The following is a 15,657-nucleotide window of genomic DNA, read 5'->3' as shown; positions in this document are numbered from 1 at the left end:
GAAACTAACCGGAGGATCTACCTGTTCCTGCCCAGGAAGTGACTCTCGCAACGTCCGTCGACCGGAGACGAACCCGCCCGTCAGGCACGGTGTGGAAAAGGATGCACAAGAATCGGCATGCCGCCCCCTCGCCGCCCACGTCACCGGCAAGCTAGGTCGGGTGCCCTCTTCGACCTCGTGAAGAGGGCTTCGAGAGCGGCGATGTTCGGACATGCCGGGTACGGTGCTGGCAGCAGGTGTGTCCGAAAGAGAGACTCGGGAACCCGGGGGAAAGGGCACGCATGCGCCCTCGGTGGGCATCGGGCGGCCGACCGTGAGAGCACGGTCGCGCGGTCCGGCGTCCTCCGTGCCATCAAGACAGGGCAGGAAGGACACGCATGCAGGAGCTGCGCCTCGTCGCGGTCAGCGAGGACGGTACGTACCTCGTCCTGGCCACCGCGGGCCGAGGCACCCGGTTCACCCTGCCCGTAGACGACCGGCTCCGCGCCGCGATCCGTGGGCACTTCTCCCGCCTCGGCCAGTTCGAGATCGAAGTGGAGAGTCCCTTGCGCCCCAAGGAGATCCAGGCCCGGATCCGGTCCGGCGAGACCGCTGAGGAGATCGCCGAGTCGGCGGGCATCCCGGTCGAGCGCGTCCGCTGGTTCGAGGGACCGGTCCTGCAGGAACGCGAGTACATGGCCCAGCAGGCGCAGCGCGTCACCGTCCGCCGGCCCGGCGAGTCCACCCCGGGGCCGCCGCTCGGCGAGACCGTCGAGGAGCGCCTCGGCCGCGGCGGTGTCGACCTCGAAGAAGCCGAGTGGGACTCCTGGAAGTGCGAGGACGGCACCTGGCGCGTCCGGCTGTCCTTCTTCGAGGGCGGCCGCCCGCACGCCGCCGAGTGGACCTTCGACCCGCGCCGCCGGCACGTCTCCCCGCTGGACGAGGTCGCGGCGCGCCTGACGTCCGTCGAGTGGGACGACGACGACGCGCTCTCCGACACCGTCACCCCCCTCGTGCCGCGCCGTCCCGCGATGAAGGTCGTCGGCGGCGACCGCGAGGCCCGCGGCGTCCCCGCCGAACCCGAGCAGCCCGGCCCCGCCGCCCCCTCCGGCCCCCTCCGGCCCGCCGAGCCCCGCGAGTACATCGTCGAGCGCGGCCGCATGATCGACCCGCACCCCCCGTTCCGCGAGACCTCCGAGGCCGCCCCGCTGCGCGAGACCGCCGCCCGGCCCGGCGAGCCGCCCCGCCGCGAGCACCGCCCGCAGCCGGCCGCGCCCGCCCGCCCGCGCGACGAGGACGAGCCCCGCGAGGCGTCCGGGCCGCGTGCCGAGAGCGAACCCGCCCCCGCCGAGCCGCGGGACGCGGTGCGGACGGTCGGCGCCGCCCGTCACGGTGAGGAGCGGGAACGCCGCGAGCCCCTCGAAACCGTGCGGAGCGAGCCCGCCGCGGCGGAGGAGCCCCGGACGCACGAGATCGCGCAAAGCGAGGACGCCGACGCCGACGTGCCCGAAACGTCCGCCGACGTGTCTGAAACGCCCGGCGGCGAGGTGCACGAGAGCGCGGTGCACGACGGCGAGGAATACGACGGCGAGGAGTACGGCGAGGCGGAGCGCGAGTCCGCCGAAGCCGACCTGCGGGAGGCACCGGGCGACCAGGACGCGACCGCCGAGTCCGCCGGCGCGCACGAGGACGAGGAGCCGGTCGCCGAGCAGGCCGCTCAGGAGCCCGCCGCCGCTGAGCGGGGCGAGGCGCCGCTGGAGGCGCCCGACGACGGCCACGCGCACGACGAGGACGTCCAGGACGCCGCTGAGGCGTCCGAGGAGGCCGCGCCGGCCCCGGCCGGGGAACCGGTCCACGAGGCCGGCGAGGCTGCCGTGAGCGCGGACGGCGAGGCGGCCCCGACCCGTCCGCAAGCCGAGCCGGCGGCGCCCGCCGCCGCGCAGCCCGAGCCTGCGGCCCCGGAGGCCGCCGAGCCCGCGCCGGCGAAGAAGCCGCCGGCCCCGCGGCAGCCGCAGCGGGCACCGGCCAAGAAGAAGCCGGCGAGCCGTCCCACCATGCCCGCCGCCGCCCAGGAGAAGCCGGCCACCGGCTCGCCCGCCGCGAGCGGCGAGGGCGCGGCGTCCCAGCGGCCGGCGCGGCGCCGCAAGGCCAAGGGCAAGCGCGCCTCCGTCCCGTCCTGGGACGAGATCATGTTCGGCGCGCGCCGCCCGGAGTAGGCGGCGCGTCCCCGGGCGGGGCGGCCAGGAACGGGGCCACCCAGTCGGGGGTGATGGCGGCGGCCAGCGCCACGGCGTCGGCCTCGCTCATGTCGGCCGAGGAGTAGCCGCCGTCGCCCGCCCCGACGGCGGCGAAGAGGGTGGCGAGGCCGAGGCGGCGCTGGAACAGGGTCCGGCGGATGCGCCAGCCGACGACGGCGCCGTGCTCGACGACGACCTGGCGGCGGCGCAGCGACCCCGATCGGACGGTGAGGCGCCCTCCGTCGGTGGCGTGGCCGAGCTGGCGGTAGCGGTCCAGGCCGAGCGGCACGGCCGGCACGGCCAGTACCGCGCACAGGGCGGCGACCCACGGCTGACCGGCCAGGAGGGCGAGCGCGGCGAAACCGGCCGGGGGCGCGACGGCGCGGACCACGCGGCGGCCCCGGGCGGCGGGCGGGTGCGCGATCAGCGGGCCGGGCACGGCCCCGACGACGCGGGCCGCGAGGGACTCGGCGACCGGGCGGGGCGCAGCGGGCAGCAGGCGGCCCCGGTGGGCGGCGTCGCCGAGGCCGGTGATGAGGGCGCCGAGCCGGGTCACGCCGGCGAGGCGTTCGAAGGGGTTGTCGGCGAGCTCGACGCCGCGCAACCGGCGGCGTTCCAGGGAGACGCTGCGCCGGGTGAGCAGGCCGCGTTCGGCGACGACGGACCCGTCCCGCTCCCGGACGGTGAAGTCCCAGTTGAACAGCGTGAACGCGATCATCGACATGACCGGCATGGCGATCAGCACCAGGATGGCCAGCGCGAGGGCGAGCGCGGTGGGCAGGCCGACCACGTCGTGGCCGACGCTCTCCACGCGCTCCTGGGTGATGAGGCCCAGATCGTCCCCGAGGTTGTAGAGGGTGCCGAGCAGGCTGCCCGCCACCGCGAACGGGGTGAGCAGGTACGCGCCGCTGAGCGGGGCGTACACGTACCAGCGGCGCCGCATGCGGCCGAGGACGCGCTGGGGCGGCGCCGGGGCGTCCCTGGCCAGCAGGACGCGGCGTAGCCGTTCCGCCTCGCGCAGGGAGACCGCGTTCAGCTCGCCCTCGCCGCCGTCCGCGCCCGCGTCGATGTGGACGACCGCCAGGCCGAGCAGCCTGTGCGGCAGGGACGCGCTGATGTCGACGCCCCGGATCCGGTCGCGCGGGATGCTCTTGACCGAGCGGCCTATGAGCGCGCGCCGCAGCTCTATGCGGTCGTCGTGCAGGACGTATGTGAACGTCACCCAGTTGGCGACGTGGAAGAGCAGCCCCAGCGCGAGCCCGGCGAGGGTGAAGTAGAACGCCGTGGACATGCCGCCGACGAGAAGTCCCGTGGCCCCGGCGGCGAGGAGCGCGATCAGTTCGCGGACGGCGCCGACGACGAACGTGAGCGGATGCAGCCGCACGTTCACGTGGCGTCGTCGCGAAGGTCGTGCGCGCGGTGCGCCAGCTCCCCGGCCAGGCGTGTCGCGACGTCCACGGGGAGGCCGGCCACCTCGGACGAGCCGGTGTGGGAGGCCGTGTTGACCTCGATGGTGGCGAGCCCCAGCATCCGTTCGATCCACCCCTGCTTGCTGTCGACGGTCTGGATGCGCCCCACGGGCACGAGGAGCCACTCGCGGCTGAACCATCCCGTGCGGGTGTAGACGACGTCGGAGCTGACCTCCCAGCGGTGGACGCGGTAACGCCAGACGGGCGCGACGGTCACCATCAGCAGGCCCGCGGCGCCGACGATGTAGGGCAGCCAGCCGACCCGCCCGGACAGCCAGCCGGGCAGGGCGTCCCAGCCGGAGTCGCCGATCCAGGCGGCCACGCCCAGGGCGAGCCCGAACGCCAGCCCCCACAGCAGCAGGTACTCGATCGCCCAGTGCGCGATGGCACGGGTCGACACCCGGTGTTCGGGCGGCCGCAGCCGCGGCGGATGCGGGCCCCCGCCGTCCTGGTGACCGCGCCGCACCGTCGTCACACCGCGAGTCTAGAACGCTCGAGGCTCCCTCCAGCCGCCTCGCCGAGGGTGGACCACAGGATTGCGGGGCACGATCGCGGTCTCGGCGGCGTTCTGTCAGTGGCGCATGCGATGTTGAGGACGCGTCTCGGGCGACTGGCAGAGCTGGGCAGGGGCGGCGGAAAATCGAATGCACACCACCCCGGACAGCGCATACTTTGGCGGGCCCCCGGTCGGAGGGGCTCAGGCGTCCGGCATACAGATCCCAGGGGAGATCACATGACCTACGCGATCCAGGCCGAGGGCCTGGAGAAGCGGTTCGGTGAGACCCAGGCGCTGGCCGGCGTCTCGCTCACCGCCGAACCCGGAACGGTCCTCGGCGTGCTGGGGCCGAACGGCGCCGGCAAGACGACCATGACCCGCATCCTGGCCACGCTCATCGAGCCGACCGCGGGCAGCGCCCGGGTCGGCGGGTACGACGTGGTGCGCGACGCGCACAAGGTGCGGCAGCTCATCGGCCTGACCGGGCAGTACGCCGGGGTGGACGAGATGCTGACCGGCACCGAGAACCTCGTCCTCATCGGGCGGCTGCTCGGCCTCCCGCGGCGGCGGTCCAAGACCCGGGCCGCCGAGCTGCTGGAGCGCTTCCAGCTCAGCGAGGCCGCCGAGCGCGCGGCCAAGACCTACTCGGGCGGCATGCGGCGCCGCCTCGACCTGGCGGCGAGCCTGGTCGGACGCCCGCAGATCCTCTTCCTGGACGAGCCGACCACGGGCCTCGACCCGCGCAGCCGCAACGGCCTGTGGGACATCGTCCGCGGCCTGACCGACGACGGCGTCACGGTCCTGCTCACCACGCAGTACCTGGAGGAGGCCGACCAGCTGGCCGACGACATCATCGTGATCGACCGCGGCGAGGCCATCGCGCACGGCACATCCGACACGCTGAAGTCCCAGGTCGGCGGGCAGGTGCTGGAGGTTCGCCCGGTGCACGAGGCAGACGGCGACACCGCGGCGAAGATCGTCGGTGAGCTGGCCGACGCCGTCCCCGAGGTGCGCGACGGCCTGATCAGCGCGCCGATCACCGACCCGCAGCTGATGCCCGCGGTCGTCCGGCGCCTCGACGACGCCGGCGTCGCCATCGGCGAGCTGTCGCTCCGCAAGTCCAGCCTGGACGAGGTGTTCTTCGCCCTCACCGGCCACCACACCGACGACATCGACGCCGAGGCCGGCGAGCTGGCCCAGTCCGTCGACAAGGAAGGGGCGTCGACATGACGACAACGTCGCTCGCGCCGCAGAACCTGTCCAAGCGGATCGCCCCCGCCACGGCCGCGCGCAACACGGTGACCCTGGCCTGGCGCAACCTCGTCCAGATCAAGCACAACCCGATGGAGCTGCTGGACCTGTCCATCCAGCCCATCATGTTCGTGCTGCTGTTCGCGTACGTGTTCGGCCCGCCGATGGAAGGCAGCGTCAACGCCTACCTGCCCGTCGTCATCCCCGGCATCATCGCGCAGAACGCGCTGTTCGCGGGGATGAGCACCGGCTTCGGGCTGAACACCGACATCACCAAGGGCGTGTTCGACCGGTTCCGGAGCCTGCCGATCGCGCGCAGCGCCCCGCTCGCGGGGCGGATCATCGCCGACACCGTCAAGCAGGCGTGGTCGATGGTGATCCTGCTGCTGGTCGGCTTCGCCATCGGCTTCCGGGTGGAGACGAACGTGATCGCCCTGGTCACCGCGTTCCTGCTCCTGCTGACGTTCGCGATCCTGTTCTCCTGGACGTCGGTCTACATCGCGATGAAGGTGAACGAGCCAGAGAAGGTGCAGATCTTCGGTTTCGTGGTGATCTTCCCGCTGAGCTTCCTCAGCACCGCGTTCATCAAGTCGACCGAGGGCATTCCCGGCCCGGTGGCCTACGTCATGGACAACAGCCCGGTGACGCACCTGGTCGAGGCGATGCGCGGTCTCCTGGTGGGCGGCCCCGTCCTCGAACACGCCTGGATCGCCCTGGCCTGGGGCTTCGGCATCTCCCTGGTGTTCGCCCCCCTGTCCCTGCGAGCCTTCAAGCAGCGCGCCTGACCGATCGGGGACGATCCCCCATTCCCCGTCAGCGAGGGAGTCGTACGCAGCCGCGCCGACCGGCGCGGACCTCCAGCGGCCCGAGGGATCCCGATCCGCACGGGCCGATGCTGCCGCGCGACTTCTGCCGCACGCGGGCCTCACGACGTGCGGCGCCCCGGCGGTCGCGGGGACCGCCGGGGCGCCGGGCGCGCGGGCTCAGGCCGCGTTCTCGGAGGCCTTCGGCTGCGCCTTGCCGCCGTCGAGGGCCGCGAGCTCGAAGTCGGCGCGCGGCTGCTCGATGGTGGCGAGCGAGACGGTCTCGCGCTTGAGGAACAGCGCGAGCGTCCAGTCCGCGATCACGCGGATCTTGCGGTTGAACGTCGGGACCATCGCGCCGTGGTAGCTGCGGTGGAAGAACCACGCCGGCCAGCCCTTGAGCTTGAAGCCCATGGGGTTGGCGACGCCCTTGTGCAGGCCGAGGCCCGCGACGGCGCCGAGGTTGCCGTGCACGTAGGGCTTCAGGGTCTTGCCGCGCAGCGACCGGACGATGTTGTCGCCGAGCAGCTTGGCCTGCCGGACGGCGTGCTGCGCGTTCGGCGGGCAGTACATGCCCTCCTGCGTCAGGTCCGGGATGGCGGCGTTGTCGCCGGCGGTGAACGCCCGCACCAGGCCCTCGACGGTGAGGTACTCGGTGCCCTTGACGCGGCCCCGCTCGTCCAGCGGCAGGTCGCCGTGCCGGACGACGGGCGACGGCTTGACGCCCGCGTTCCACACCAGGGTCCCGGCCGGGAAGCTGCTGCCGTCCGACAGCTCGATCTGCCCGTCGACCGCCGACTCCAGGAAGGTGTTCATCTTCACCGCGATGCCGCGGCCGCGCAGCTGCTCGGCGGTCCACTTGCCCATGTCGGGGCCGACCTCGGGCAGGATCCGGTCGCTGGCCTCGACCAGCATGAACCGCAGGTCCTGCGGGGTGACCTTGCGCATGTACTTGGTCGCGTCGCGGGTCATGTCCTCGAGCTCGGCGACCGCCTCGACGCCGGCGAACCCGCCGCCGACGAACACGAAGGTCAGCGCCTTGCGGCGCAGCTCGACGTCGTCGGTCGACTCGGCGATCTCCAGCTGCTCCAGGACGTGGTTGCGCAGGTGGATGGCCTCGCCGACGGTCTTGAGGCTGATGCCGTTCTCGGCGAGCCCGGGGATCGGCAGCAGCCGCGGCACCGCGCCGGCGGCCATGACCAGGTAGTCGTAGGAGATCCGCTCCGGGGGCCCGGCCAGCGGCTGGACGATGGCCCATCGCTCGTCGTGGTTCAGCTCGGTGACCCGCGCCTTGCGCACGGTGCACTTCGGCAGCACCCGGCGGAGCGGGACGACGACGTGCCGTGGGGAGATGTTCCCGGCGGCGGCCTCGGGCAGGAACGGCTGGTACGTCATGTACGAGTTGGGGTCGACGATGGTGACCTTGACCTCGCCGCGTCTGAGCTCGCGCTTGAGCTTCTTCTGCAGGCGCAGCGCGGTGTACATGCCCACATAGCCGCCACCCACGATGAGGATGTGGGGAGCGCCTGAGGTCTCTCCGGCGGTCCTGGCCATTGCGGCCCTCCAATGTCACGGTCGGCTTGTGAAGACATTCACAAGCTAGCCGATGGAACCTCCCTGACACCAATGCAAAACCAGGGAAGAACCAACAAACTTCCCGTCCGGGTAAACGGAGGGCCTGATCCGGGTGTGAAACCCGCCACTCCTTCCCAAAATATGGGATGGAGCGGGGCAAAGCACGCATGGCGCAAGTCACAGGACACGTCCCACGGCGGCCGCGCGAACGGCACGGCGAACCGCCCGTCGCACTCCCCGGAAAGCCCTAAGGTTGGGGCGGACGAGGAAGGGGGCGCCGGCGGCGGGACGCGCGGCCGACAGACGGGGCCGAGATGACGGCGGTCCGGCGGCTCGCGGCGTACGATCTCGCCCGGGAGCGTATCGATGATGAGCAGAGACCGGCGTCCGAAGCTGGCCGCGGCGAGCGTCCTCGCCCTCGCCCTCGGCGGAGCCCTCGGCGGCTGCGGGCTGATCGGGCAGCCGCAGAACGAGAGTGCCGAACTGTCGGAGTGGTTCACCGTGACCAGCCCGGTCTTCCGCGATGGCGGGGACTTGCCCCCGCGGTACGGCTGCACGACGTACCCTGGCGGGCAGGGGAAGACTCCCCCGCTCCGATGGTCGGCGCCGGCCGGGACCAAGTCGTTCGCGATCGTCATGGACGACCCGGACGCCTCCGATGGCGCCTACGTCCACTGGGTGATCGCGGGCATCGACGGGACGGTGAACGAGATCGTCGAGGACGCCCGGCTGGACAGGACCGTCGGAGGGCTGACCACAGGCAAGAAGGCGGGCTACGCGCCACCGTGCCCGCCCAAGGGAGAACAGCATCGGTACCGGTTCACCATCTACGCGCTGGACGATCCGGCACCGTTCCAGAACGGCGCCGCACTGAAGGACTCGCTCCCCGCCATCGCCGAGCACACGGTCGGGCGCGGGCGGATCATCGGGAACTTCGGCGGCGAGCAGGCGCGTTGACCGTGGAGCCTGAGGGCGCAGGGTCAGGGCGGACCCCTCGGGGGCTGGAGCTGACAGGGGTGTGCGGATCGGCCGGGTTGGCCGATCGGCACGCGCCGTGTGAGGGTAAATGTGCGCGAAGGGTGTGACAACGGTCATAGCGGTCGGACAGAATCGGGTCAGGCCCGTGACTAACCGGACGCTTGCGACAATCGGGACGGACCCGCGGTCCGCGCCGGCGACTCTCGCTGGGCCAAGGCATTGGGTGGTGGCATGACTTCTTACATCGTGGTCTTCGGCCTCATTGTGGTCGTGGTCCTGGTGGTCGTCCTCGTGGCCCTCGGCCTGCGGGCCAGCAGGGCGGGGCGCGACGACGACGACTGGATGGACGACGAGCCGAAGCAGCCGCGCGGCCGCCGGGGAGTCCCGCCGCAGGACCACATGGGCGGTCCGGACGACTACGGCCCCGGCTACGGGGAGGGCTACGGCGACGGCTACGACGAGGGGTACGACGGCGGCTACGACCGCGCGCCCGAGGCCGTGCCGGACCGCCGCGTCGCGGGCGGGTCGCTCGGCGGAGGGCCGCTCGCCGCCCCCACCGCCGCCCCGTCCCCGCCGCCCCCCGCCCCGAGCGGCCAGGCATCGGACGAGATGGAGGACGACGACTACTGGGCGACGATCACCTTCGACAAGCCCAAGTTCCCCTGGCAGCACGACCGCGGCCACGAGGACGAGCGTCCGGAGCCCGACTTCGCCGCCGACCCCCTGCACGCGCAGGCCCCGCCGCCCGAGCAGCCCCCCGTCGAGCCGCCCCAGCTGACCCAGCCGGTCTCGCTGGGCGCCGACGGCACCGTCCTCAACGGCCTCGGCGGCCACCCCGGACCGGGCGGCGGCACCGGCCCGCAGCAGCTTCCCGCGCCCGGCGGGTTCCCCGGCGGCGCGCCATTCGGGAACGACCCCGGCTCGACCGCGCTCGACCCCATCCCCGCCGACCTCGGCGGGCCGCCGCCGCCCTACGGCGTCCCGGGCGCGCCCGACCAGCCGGTGTACGGCGGGCAGGAGCCGCAGCCCGCGTACGGGTCCGCGGGCGACCCGTCCTACGGCCCCGGCGACCCGTCCTACGGCGGCCAGGACCAGTACGGCGCCCCCGAGCAGCCCCAGTACGGCTCCCGCGAGCCGTCCTACGGCGACTACGGCTCCGACCCGCTGGGCGGCCGCCCGGCCGCCGGGCCGCCCCCGGCCCGCCAGGACTTCGACATGCCGCTCGGCCCGTCCGGGCCCGGCGGCCCGCGCGGCGGCGACCCGCGGGTGTCCGACCCGCTCGGGCTGCCCCTCGGAGAGCCGGCCGCCCCGCCCGCTCCCCCGGCGCCCGCGGCACCGGCACCGGCCGCGCACGCCGGCTCCGGCGGAGGGTCCGACACCGACGGCCACAAGCTCCCGACGGTGGACGAGCTGCTCCAGCGCATCCAGTCCGACCGGCAGCGGTCGACGGGCCCCGCGCCGTCCGCCGACCAGGGCTACGGCGGCGGCTCCCTGAACGACCCGCTCGGCGACCCGCTCGGCACCGGCTCCTACGGGACGACCCCGCCCCCCGCGAGCACGGGCAACACCGGCCCGTGGCCGTCCGGCGGGCAGGGCGGCGGGTACGACCCGGGGCTCGGTTCCGGCGGGGGCTACGACTCCGGTCTCGGCGGGCAGCCCGGCTACGGGCAGGGCCAGCAGAGCGACGGCTACCCGACGGCCCCCGCCTACGGCGAGTCCCCGCGCTACGACGACCCGCTCAGCACCGGCGGCAACGAGCAGCCCTACGGCGGCTCCGGCGGCGGTGTCTACGGCGACTTCAGCGGCAGCAGCTACAACGGCGCCGGCGACCCGCTGGCCGCGCCGCACGACCCGGCCGCGCAGGGCGGCTACACCGACCCGAACTCCACCCAGGCGTACGACTCCGGCTACTACGGCGGCTCGCAGCAGCAGGGCGGCTACCAGGGCGGACAGCAGAACGACGCCAACCCCTACGGCAACCGCCAGCCCGCCGACGACTGGGAGAACTACCGCCGCTGAACCCGCACGACGTCCCGCCGAGGGCCCGCCGACGTCGGCGGGCCCTCGGCATGTCCGCAGACCAGCTCGTGGTGATTCCGGAACCGTGGATTCGCATGAAGCCGCGCCAGTCGTGCTTATATACGGTGTGTGACTTCAAAGCCACGTTACGTATCCACTTTGCGGCGGGATCTGCTCGCGTCGTTCGTCGTGTTCCTCATCGCGGTCCCGCTGTCGCTGGGCATCGCGGTCGCGTCCGGTGCGCCGGTCGCCGCGGGGCTGGTCGCCGCGGTCGCCGGGGGGATCGTCGCCGGGCTGCTCGGCGGCTCGCCGCTCCAGGTCAGCGGGCCGGCGGCCGGGCTCACGGTGCTCGTCGCCGAACTCGTCCAGACCTATGGCTGGCGCGCCACCTGCACGATCACCGTACTCGGAGGGCTGCTGCAGATCGTCCTCGGCGTCGGCCGGGTCGCGCGGGCCGCGCTCGCCGTCTCCCCCGCCGTCGTCCACGGGATGCTCGCGGGGGTCGGGGTCGTCATCGTGGTCGCGCAGGTGCACGTCGTCCTCGGCGGCAGCCCGCAGCAGTCCGCCGTCGCCAACCTGCGGGAACTGCCGGGGCAGCTCGCCCATCCGGACCTGCCGCCGGCAATGCTGGCCGCGCTGACCGTCCTCGTCCTGCTCGGGTGGTCGCGGCTGCCGCGCGGCGGACGGCTCCGGCTCATTCCCGCCCCGCTGCCCGCCGTCGTCGCCGGCACCGCCGCCGCCTGGGCGCTCGCCCTGCCCGTCCCGCGCGTCGACCTGCCGGACTCGCCGCTCGGAGACCTGAGCACGCCCGTCCTGCCGCAGGGCCCGCCGCTCGGGATCGCCGGAGCCGTCCTCTCCATCGCGCTCGTGGCCGCGGTCGAGTCGCTGCTGTGCAGCGTGGCCGTCGACCGCATCCGGCCGGCCGGTGTCCCGCCCGCCGACCTCGACCGGGAGTTGCGCGCCCAGGGCGCCGCGAACACCGTGTCCGGCCTGTTCGGCGGGCTGCCGGTGGCCAGCGTGATCGTGCGCAGCACGGCCAACGTGGACGCCGGCGGGCGCACCCGGCTGTCGCCCGCCCTGCACGGCGTCTGGGTGCTCGGCCTCGCGCTGACCTGCGCGCCGCTGATCGAGCGGGTCCCGCTGTCCGCCCTCGCCGCGCTGCTGATCGTGCTCGGCGTCCGGCTGACCGACGTCGCCCGCGTCCGCGTCCTGCGGCACCACCGGGAGGCGCCCGCCTACTACGGCACGCTCGCCGGGGTCGTCCTGCTGGGTCTCGGCGAGGGCGTGCTCGTCGGCGTCGCGATCGCCGCGGTGATGGCGCTGCGCCGCCTGACGCGGCTGTCGGTCCGGACGGAGGAGCTCGCGCCCATGCCGGACGACGGGCCCGTCCCGCCCCGCCGCCACGTGGTCGTCGAGGGGACGTTCACCTTCCTCGGCGTCCCCCGGGTGACGCGGGCCCTGCAGGAGATCCCGGCCGGGTCCAGCGTCGACCTCGACCTCAACGTCGACTTCATGGACCACGCCGCGTTCGACGCCATCCACCAGTGGCGGCTCGCGCACGAACGCCACGGAGGCAGGGTCGACATCGACGAGGTTCATGAGGCTTGGTATGAAAGAGCCGTGACAGGCGATATGAGTCAGCTGCGTAAAGCCGCTCCGTCGAACCGCTGGTGGGCGCCCTGGGCGAACCGACGGCGCCGCTCCGAGGCCGAGCTCGACGCGCCGGAGACGTCCCCGGCGGCGGTGCTGCTGGACGGCGTCCGCGAGTACCACGGCAGCACCGCCCGCCTCGTCCGGCCGATCATGGCCGAGCTGGCGATGGAGCAGAAGCCGGAGCACCTCTTCATCACGTGCGTGGACTCGCGCGTCGTCCCCAACATCATCACCGCGAGCGGGCCCGGCGACCTGTTCATCAACCGCAACGTCGGCGCCCTCGTCCCGCGGCACGGCTCCCGGACGCCGGACGACTCGGTGTCCGCGACCGTCGAGTACGCCACCAACGTCCTCGACATCCGGACGATCACGATCTGCGGCCATTCCAACTGCGGCGCGATGGCCGCGCTGCTCGCCGGCGGCACCGAGGTCGAGCACCTGTCCGGGCTGTCGCGCTGGCTGCGGCACGGCAACCACAGCCTCGCCCGCTTCCTGTCCACCGACCCGGACGGCTGGGACGAGCCGCCCCTCACCCGGCTCTGCAAGATCAACGTGATGCAGCAGCTCGACAACCTGCTGACCTATCCCTGGCTGCGGGAGCGGGTCGAGGCCGGCGAGATCGAACTGGTCGGCCTCTACCTGGACCTCTCGTCCGCGACCGTCGAGGTCCTCGACCGGGACGCCGGCACGTTCGCCCGCGTCCCGGACCAGGCCCCGGCCCAGGCCCCGGACGAGGCGCCCGGCACCCGGACCCTCACCTGAGCGAGTGCGGGCCGTCCCCCCGTCCGGACGACCCGCACGCCTCGTCCCCCGCACGTACTCCGGTCAGCGCCCTCTCCGGGGACGACCCCCCGCCCCCGGGGGGCGCTGACCGGAGATCCTCATCGGACTCGGTCAGCGTCCGACCAGTTCGTCGCCGCGCGCATAGTCGTAGTCGCGCGTGTAGTCGCGCACGTACATTCCCGTCACGCGCCGGGCGCGGCGCGCGCGGCGGTCGGACGCCGGCAGGAACAGCGCGTCGCGCCGGCTGGCGCGCGAGAAGTCCCACAGGTACACGAAGCCCCCCAGCAGCCCAGCGAGCGCGAGGGCCACGAACACGATGATGAACATCAGCGCTCCTCTCCACGGGGCCCAGCACCGCGGCCCCGCCGCCGTCACCGATCAAGGCGATCAGCTCTTACCAGCACGGTAAGCGCCGTGTTTCATCCCTTCTGTGTCCCGTGACCCGATTCCACGGAGTCGCACGCCCCAGCAAGAACCGCTGACCGGCCGCAGGGCGGAACCGGGGGCGTCCCACGCGGACACGCTCTCTGATCGCGATTCGCGGCGAGCCACCGTCCGCCGGGAGAAAGCGTCACCGGGGCTGGAATGCGACCGCCCCGTGTCGGCATCGACGACGACGAAGCCCCGCAAGGGGCGGACGAGTCGGCCTGTAAGCCGGGTTTTGTGGCCGCCGTCCCTTGCGGGGCGGCGGGTGACGGCCATCCATCTCGGACCGCCGTTGCCGGCGGCCTCCAGCGGTCTACCCGCAGGCTCGGGCGGGCCGCCCTCGGGCACCTGCGCGGAGCCTCTTGCGGGGCCCCTTCTTGACCTTGCTCCGGGTGGGGTTTACCGAGCCGCCCACGTCACCGTGGGCGCTGGTGAGCTCTTACCTCACCGTTTCACCCTTACCACCGCGAGGCGGTGGCGGTTTACTTTCTGTGGCACTGTCCCGCGGGTCACCCCGGGTCGGTGTTACCGACCACCCTGCCCTGTGGAGCCCGGACTTTCCTCGACGGGGATCGCTCCCCGACGCGGCCGTCCGGCCGACTCGTCCGCCGTAGACACAGGGTAGCGGCTCGCTAGGGAAGGGCGGTCAGGGCCTCGTCCAGGCGGGACTGGGGAAGGGCGTGGTCCTCCATCCGGCCGGAGAGGTAGCGGTCGTAGGCGGCCATGTCGAGGTGGCCGTGGCCGCAGAGCGCGGTGAGGATGACCTTGGGTTCGCCGCTCTCCGCGCAGCGGCGGGCCTCGGCGATGGCGGCGGCCAGGGCGTGGGTGGGTTCGGGGGCCGGGACGATGCCCTCTGTGCGAGCGAACAAGACGCCGGCTTCGAAGCACTCGCGCTGGTGCTTGGCCTCGGCCTCGAAAAGGTTCAGGTCGTACATGTGGGAGAGGAGCGGGGCCATGCCGTGGTAGCGGAGGCCGCCCGCGTGGATGGGGTCGGGGACGAAGTCGTGCCCGAGCGTGTGCATCTTGAGGAGCGGGGTGAAGCCGGCGGTGTCGCCGAAGTCGTAGGCGTAGCGGCCGCGGGTGAAGGACGGGCACGCGGCCGGTTCCACGGCGCGGATGTCCGGGTTCATGCGGCCCGCCAGCTTCTCGCGGAGGAACGGGAAGAACAGGCCCGCGAAGTTGGAGCCGCCGCCGGTGCAGCCGACGATCAGGTCGGGGGTGTCGCCGGCGAGGGCGAGTTGTTCGAGCGCCTCTTCGCCGATCACCGTCTGGTGCAGCAGGACGTGGTTCAGGACGCTGCCGAGGGCGTAGCGGGTGTCGTCCGGGGCGGCGGATTCGACCGCTTCGGAGATCGCCATGCCGAGGGAGCCGGGCGAGTCCGGGTCGTCCGCGAGGATCTTCGCGCCGGAGGAGGTGCGCGGGGACGGGCTGGCGTGCACCGTCGCGCCGTACAGTTCCATCATCGAGCGGCGGTACGGCTTCTGGTCGTAGGAGGCGCGCACCATCCAGACCTCGCAGTCGAGCGCGAACTGCGCGCACGCGAAGGCGAGGGCGCTCCCCCACTGGCCCGCGCCCGTCTCGGTGGTCAGGCGGCGGATGCCCTGGCGCGCGTTGTAGTACGCCTGCGGGACCGCCGTGTTCGGCTTGTGCGAGCCGACCGGTGAGACGCCCTCGTACTTGACGTAGATGCGGGCTGGTGTGCCGAGGGCGCGTTCCAGGCGGTGCGCCCGGATCAGCGGTGTCGGACGCCAGAGCCGGTAGACCTCGCGGACCTCGTCAGGGATGTCTATGTAGCGGTCGCCCGAGACCTCCTGGGCGATGAGGTCCATCGGGAACAGCGGGGCGAGGTCGTCCGGGCCGACCGGCTCGCGCGTCCCGGGATGCAGGGGCGGGGGCGGGGGCGCGGGCAGGTCGGGGACGACGTTGTACCAGCGGCTCGGGAGCTTCGACTCGTCCAGCAGGATCTTGGTGGTCATGGTCCCTCCCCA

General features: G+C 73.1%; 11 protein-coding genes and 1 other RNA gene. 6 read left to right on the top strand and 6 right to left on the bottom strand.

The genetic code is table 11. The features are described 5' to 3' along the window. Positions 1 to 377: 377 nt before the first annotated feature. On the top strand, positions 378 to 2,195 hold the full coding sequence (gene sepH, locus SM611_RS06770; protein ID WP_371948095.1) for a septation protein SepH: 1,818 nt from the start codon (positions 378 to 380) through the stop codon (positions 2,193 to 2,195). Here the strand turns inward: sepH and SM611_RS06765 are convergent. Continuing rightward, the gene (locus SM611_RS06765; RefSeq protein ID WP_371948094.1) at positions 2,167 to 3,606 is read right to left on the bottom strand and encodes a PH domain-containing protein; all 1,440 of its coding nucleotides are present in this window, start codon (positions 3,604 to 3,606) and stop codon (positions 2,167 to 2,169) included. The genes sepH and SM611_RS06765 overlap by 29 nt on opposite strands. Next, positions 3,603 to 4,160, bottom strand: coding sequence for a PH domain-containing protein (locus SM611_RS06760; RefSeq protein ID WP_371948092.1), 558 nt, complete (start codon positions 4,158 to 4,160; stop codon positions 3,603 to 3,605). The genes SM611_RS06765 and SM611_RS06760 overlap by 4 nt, the downstream gene beginning before the upstream one ends. A 258-nt stretch (positions 4,161 to 4,418) precedes the next feature. On the opposite strand from SM611_RS06760, the gene SM611_RS06755 reads away from it, so the two are divergent. Together SM611_RS06755 and SM611_RS06750 are read left to right on the top strand one after the other, a co-directional pair. After that, positions 4,419 to 5,411 (top strand): ATP-binding cassette domain-containing protein, encoded by a 993-nt coding sequence (locus SM611_RS06755; RefSeq protein WP_371948090.1) that lies wholly within the window; start codon positions 4,419 to 4,421, stop codon positions 5,409 to 5,411. After that, on the top strand, positions 5,408 to 6,217 hold the full coding sequence (locus SM611_RS06750; RefSeq protein WP_371948088.1) for an ABC transporter permease: 810 nt from the start codon (positions 5,408 to 5,410) through the stop codon (positions 6,215 to 6,217). The genes SM611_RS06755 and SM611_RS06750 overlap by 4 nt, the downstream gene beginning before the upstream one ends. A 198-nt stretch (positions 6,218 to 6,415) precedes the next feature. On the opposite strand, the gene SM611_RS06745 is transcribed toward SM611_RS06750, so the two are convergent. After that, entirely contained in the window at positions 6,416 to 7,789 is a 1,374-nt protein-coding gene (locus SM611_RS06745; RefSeq protein WP_371948086.1) for an NAD(P)/FAD-dependent oxidoreductase, read from the bottom strand. Positions 7,790 to 8,176: 387 nt separating this feature from the next. On the opposite strand from SM611_RS06745, the gene SM611_RS06740 reads away from it, so the two are divergent. From SM611_RS06740 to SM611_RS06730, 3 genes are all read left to right on the top strand, one after another. Next, on the top strand, positions 8,177 to 8,767 hold the full coding sequence (locus SM611_RS06740; protein ID WP_371948084.1) for a YbhB/YbcL family Raf kinase inhibitor-like protein: 591 nt from the start codon (positions 8,177 to 8,179) through the stop codon (positions 8,765 to 8,767). Between the two features lie 252 nt (positions 8,768 to 9,019). Continuing rightward, on the top strand, positions 9,020 to 10,807 hold the full coding sequence (locus SM611_RS06735) for a hypothetical protein (protein ID WP_371948083.1): 1,788 nt from the start codon (positions 9,020 to 9,022) through the stop codon (positions 10,805 to 10,807). Between the two features lie 159 nt (positions 10,808 to 10,966). Beyond that, positions 10,967 to 13,222, top strand: coding sequence for a SulP family inorganic anion transporter (locus SM611_RS06730; RefSeq protein WP_371948081.1), 2,256 nt, complete (start codon positions 10,967 to 10,969; stop codon positions 13,220 to 13,222). A 132-nt stretch (positions 13,223 to 13,354) separates the two neighbouring features. On the opposite strand, the gene SM611_RS06725 is transcribed toward SM611_RS06730, so the two are convergent. The 3 genes from SM611_RS06725 to SM611_RS06715 all read right to left on the bottom strand — a co-directional run bounded on the left by SM611_RS06725 (position 13,355) and on the right by SM611_RS06715 (position 15,645). Next, positions 13,355 to 13,570 (bottom strand): hypothetical protein, encoded by a 216-nt coding sequence (locus SM611_RS06725; RefSeq protein ID WP_371948079.1) that lies wholly within the window; start codon positions 13,568 to 13,570, stop codon positions 13,355 to 13,357. A gap of 307 nt (positions 13,571 to 13,877) precedes the next feature. Beyond that, positions 13,878 to 14,273, bottom strand: an RNA gene (rnpB, locus tag SM611_RS06720) — RNase P RNA component class A. Positions 14,274 to 14,301: 28 nt separating this feature from the next. Continuing rightward, complete coding sequence (locus tag SM611_RS06715; protein WP_371948077.1) at positions 14,302 to 15,645, bottom strand: TrpB-like pyridoxal phosphate-dependent enzyme; 1,344 nt, start codon at positions 15,643 to 15,645, stop codon at positions 14,302 to 14,304. Between the last annotated feature and the right edge of the window lie 12 nt (positions 15,646 to 15,657).

Origin of the sequence: Actinomadura monticuli (assembly GCF_041463655.1) — a bacterium.
GTDB classification, from domain to species: domain Bacteria; phylum Actinomycetota; class Actinomycetes; order Streptosporangiales; family Streptosporangiaceae; genus Spirillospora; species Spirillospora monticuli.
The sequence above is the reverse complement of the archived record's forward strand: the minus strand, read 5'-3'. Positions and strand labels throughout refer to the sequence as shown.

Excerpts from the sequence above, each read along its gene's own strand:
- sepH (WP_371948095.1), top strand. The coding sequence starts at position 378 with ATGCAGGAGCTGCGCCTCGTCGCGGTCAGCGAGGACGGTACGTACCTC.
- SM611_RS06755 (WP_371948090.1), top strand. The coding sequence starts at position 4,419 with ATGACCTACGCGATCCAGGCCGAGGGCCTGGAGAAGCGGTTCGGTGAG.
- SM611_RS06750 (WP_371948088.1), top strand. The coding sequence starts at position 5,408 with ATGACGACAACGTCGCTCGCGCCGCAGAACCTGTCCAAGCGGATCGCC.
- SM611_RS06745 (WP_371948086.1), bottom strand. The coding sequence starts at position 7,789 with ATGGCCAGGACCGCCGGAGAGACCTCAGGCGCTCCCCACATCCTCATC.
- SM611_RS06740 (WP_371948084.1), top strand. The coding sequence starts at position 8,177 with ATGATGAGCAGAGACCGGCGTCCGAAGCTGGCCGCGGCGAGCGTCCTC.
- SM611_RS06735 (WP_371948083.1), top strand. The coding sequence starts at position 9,020 with ATGACTTCTTACATCGTGGTCTTCGGCCTCATTGTGGTCGTGGTCCTG.
- SM611_RS06725 (WP_371948079.1), bottom strand. The coding sequence starts at position 13,570 with ATGTTCATCATCGTGTTCGTGGCCCTCGCGCTCGCTGGGCTGCTGGGG.
- SM611_RS06715 (WP_371948077.1), bottom strand. The coding sequence starts at position 15,645 with ATGACCACCAAGATCCTGCTGGACGAGTCGAAGCTCCCGAGCCGCTGG.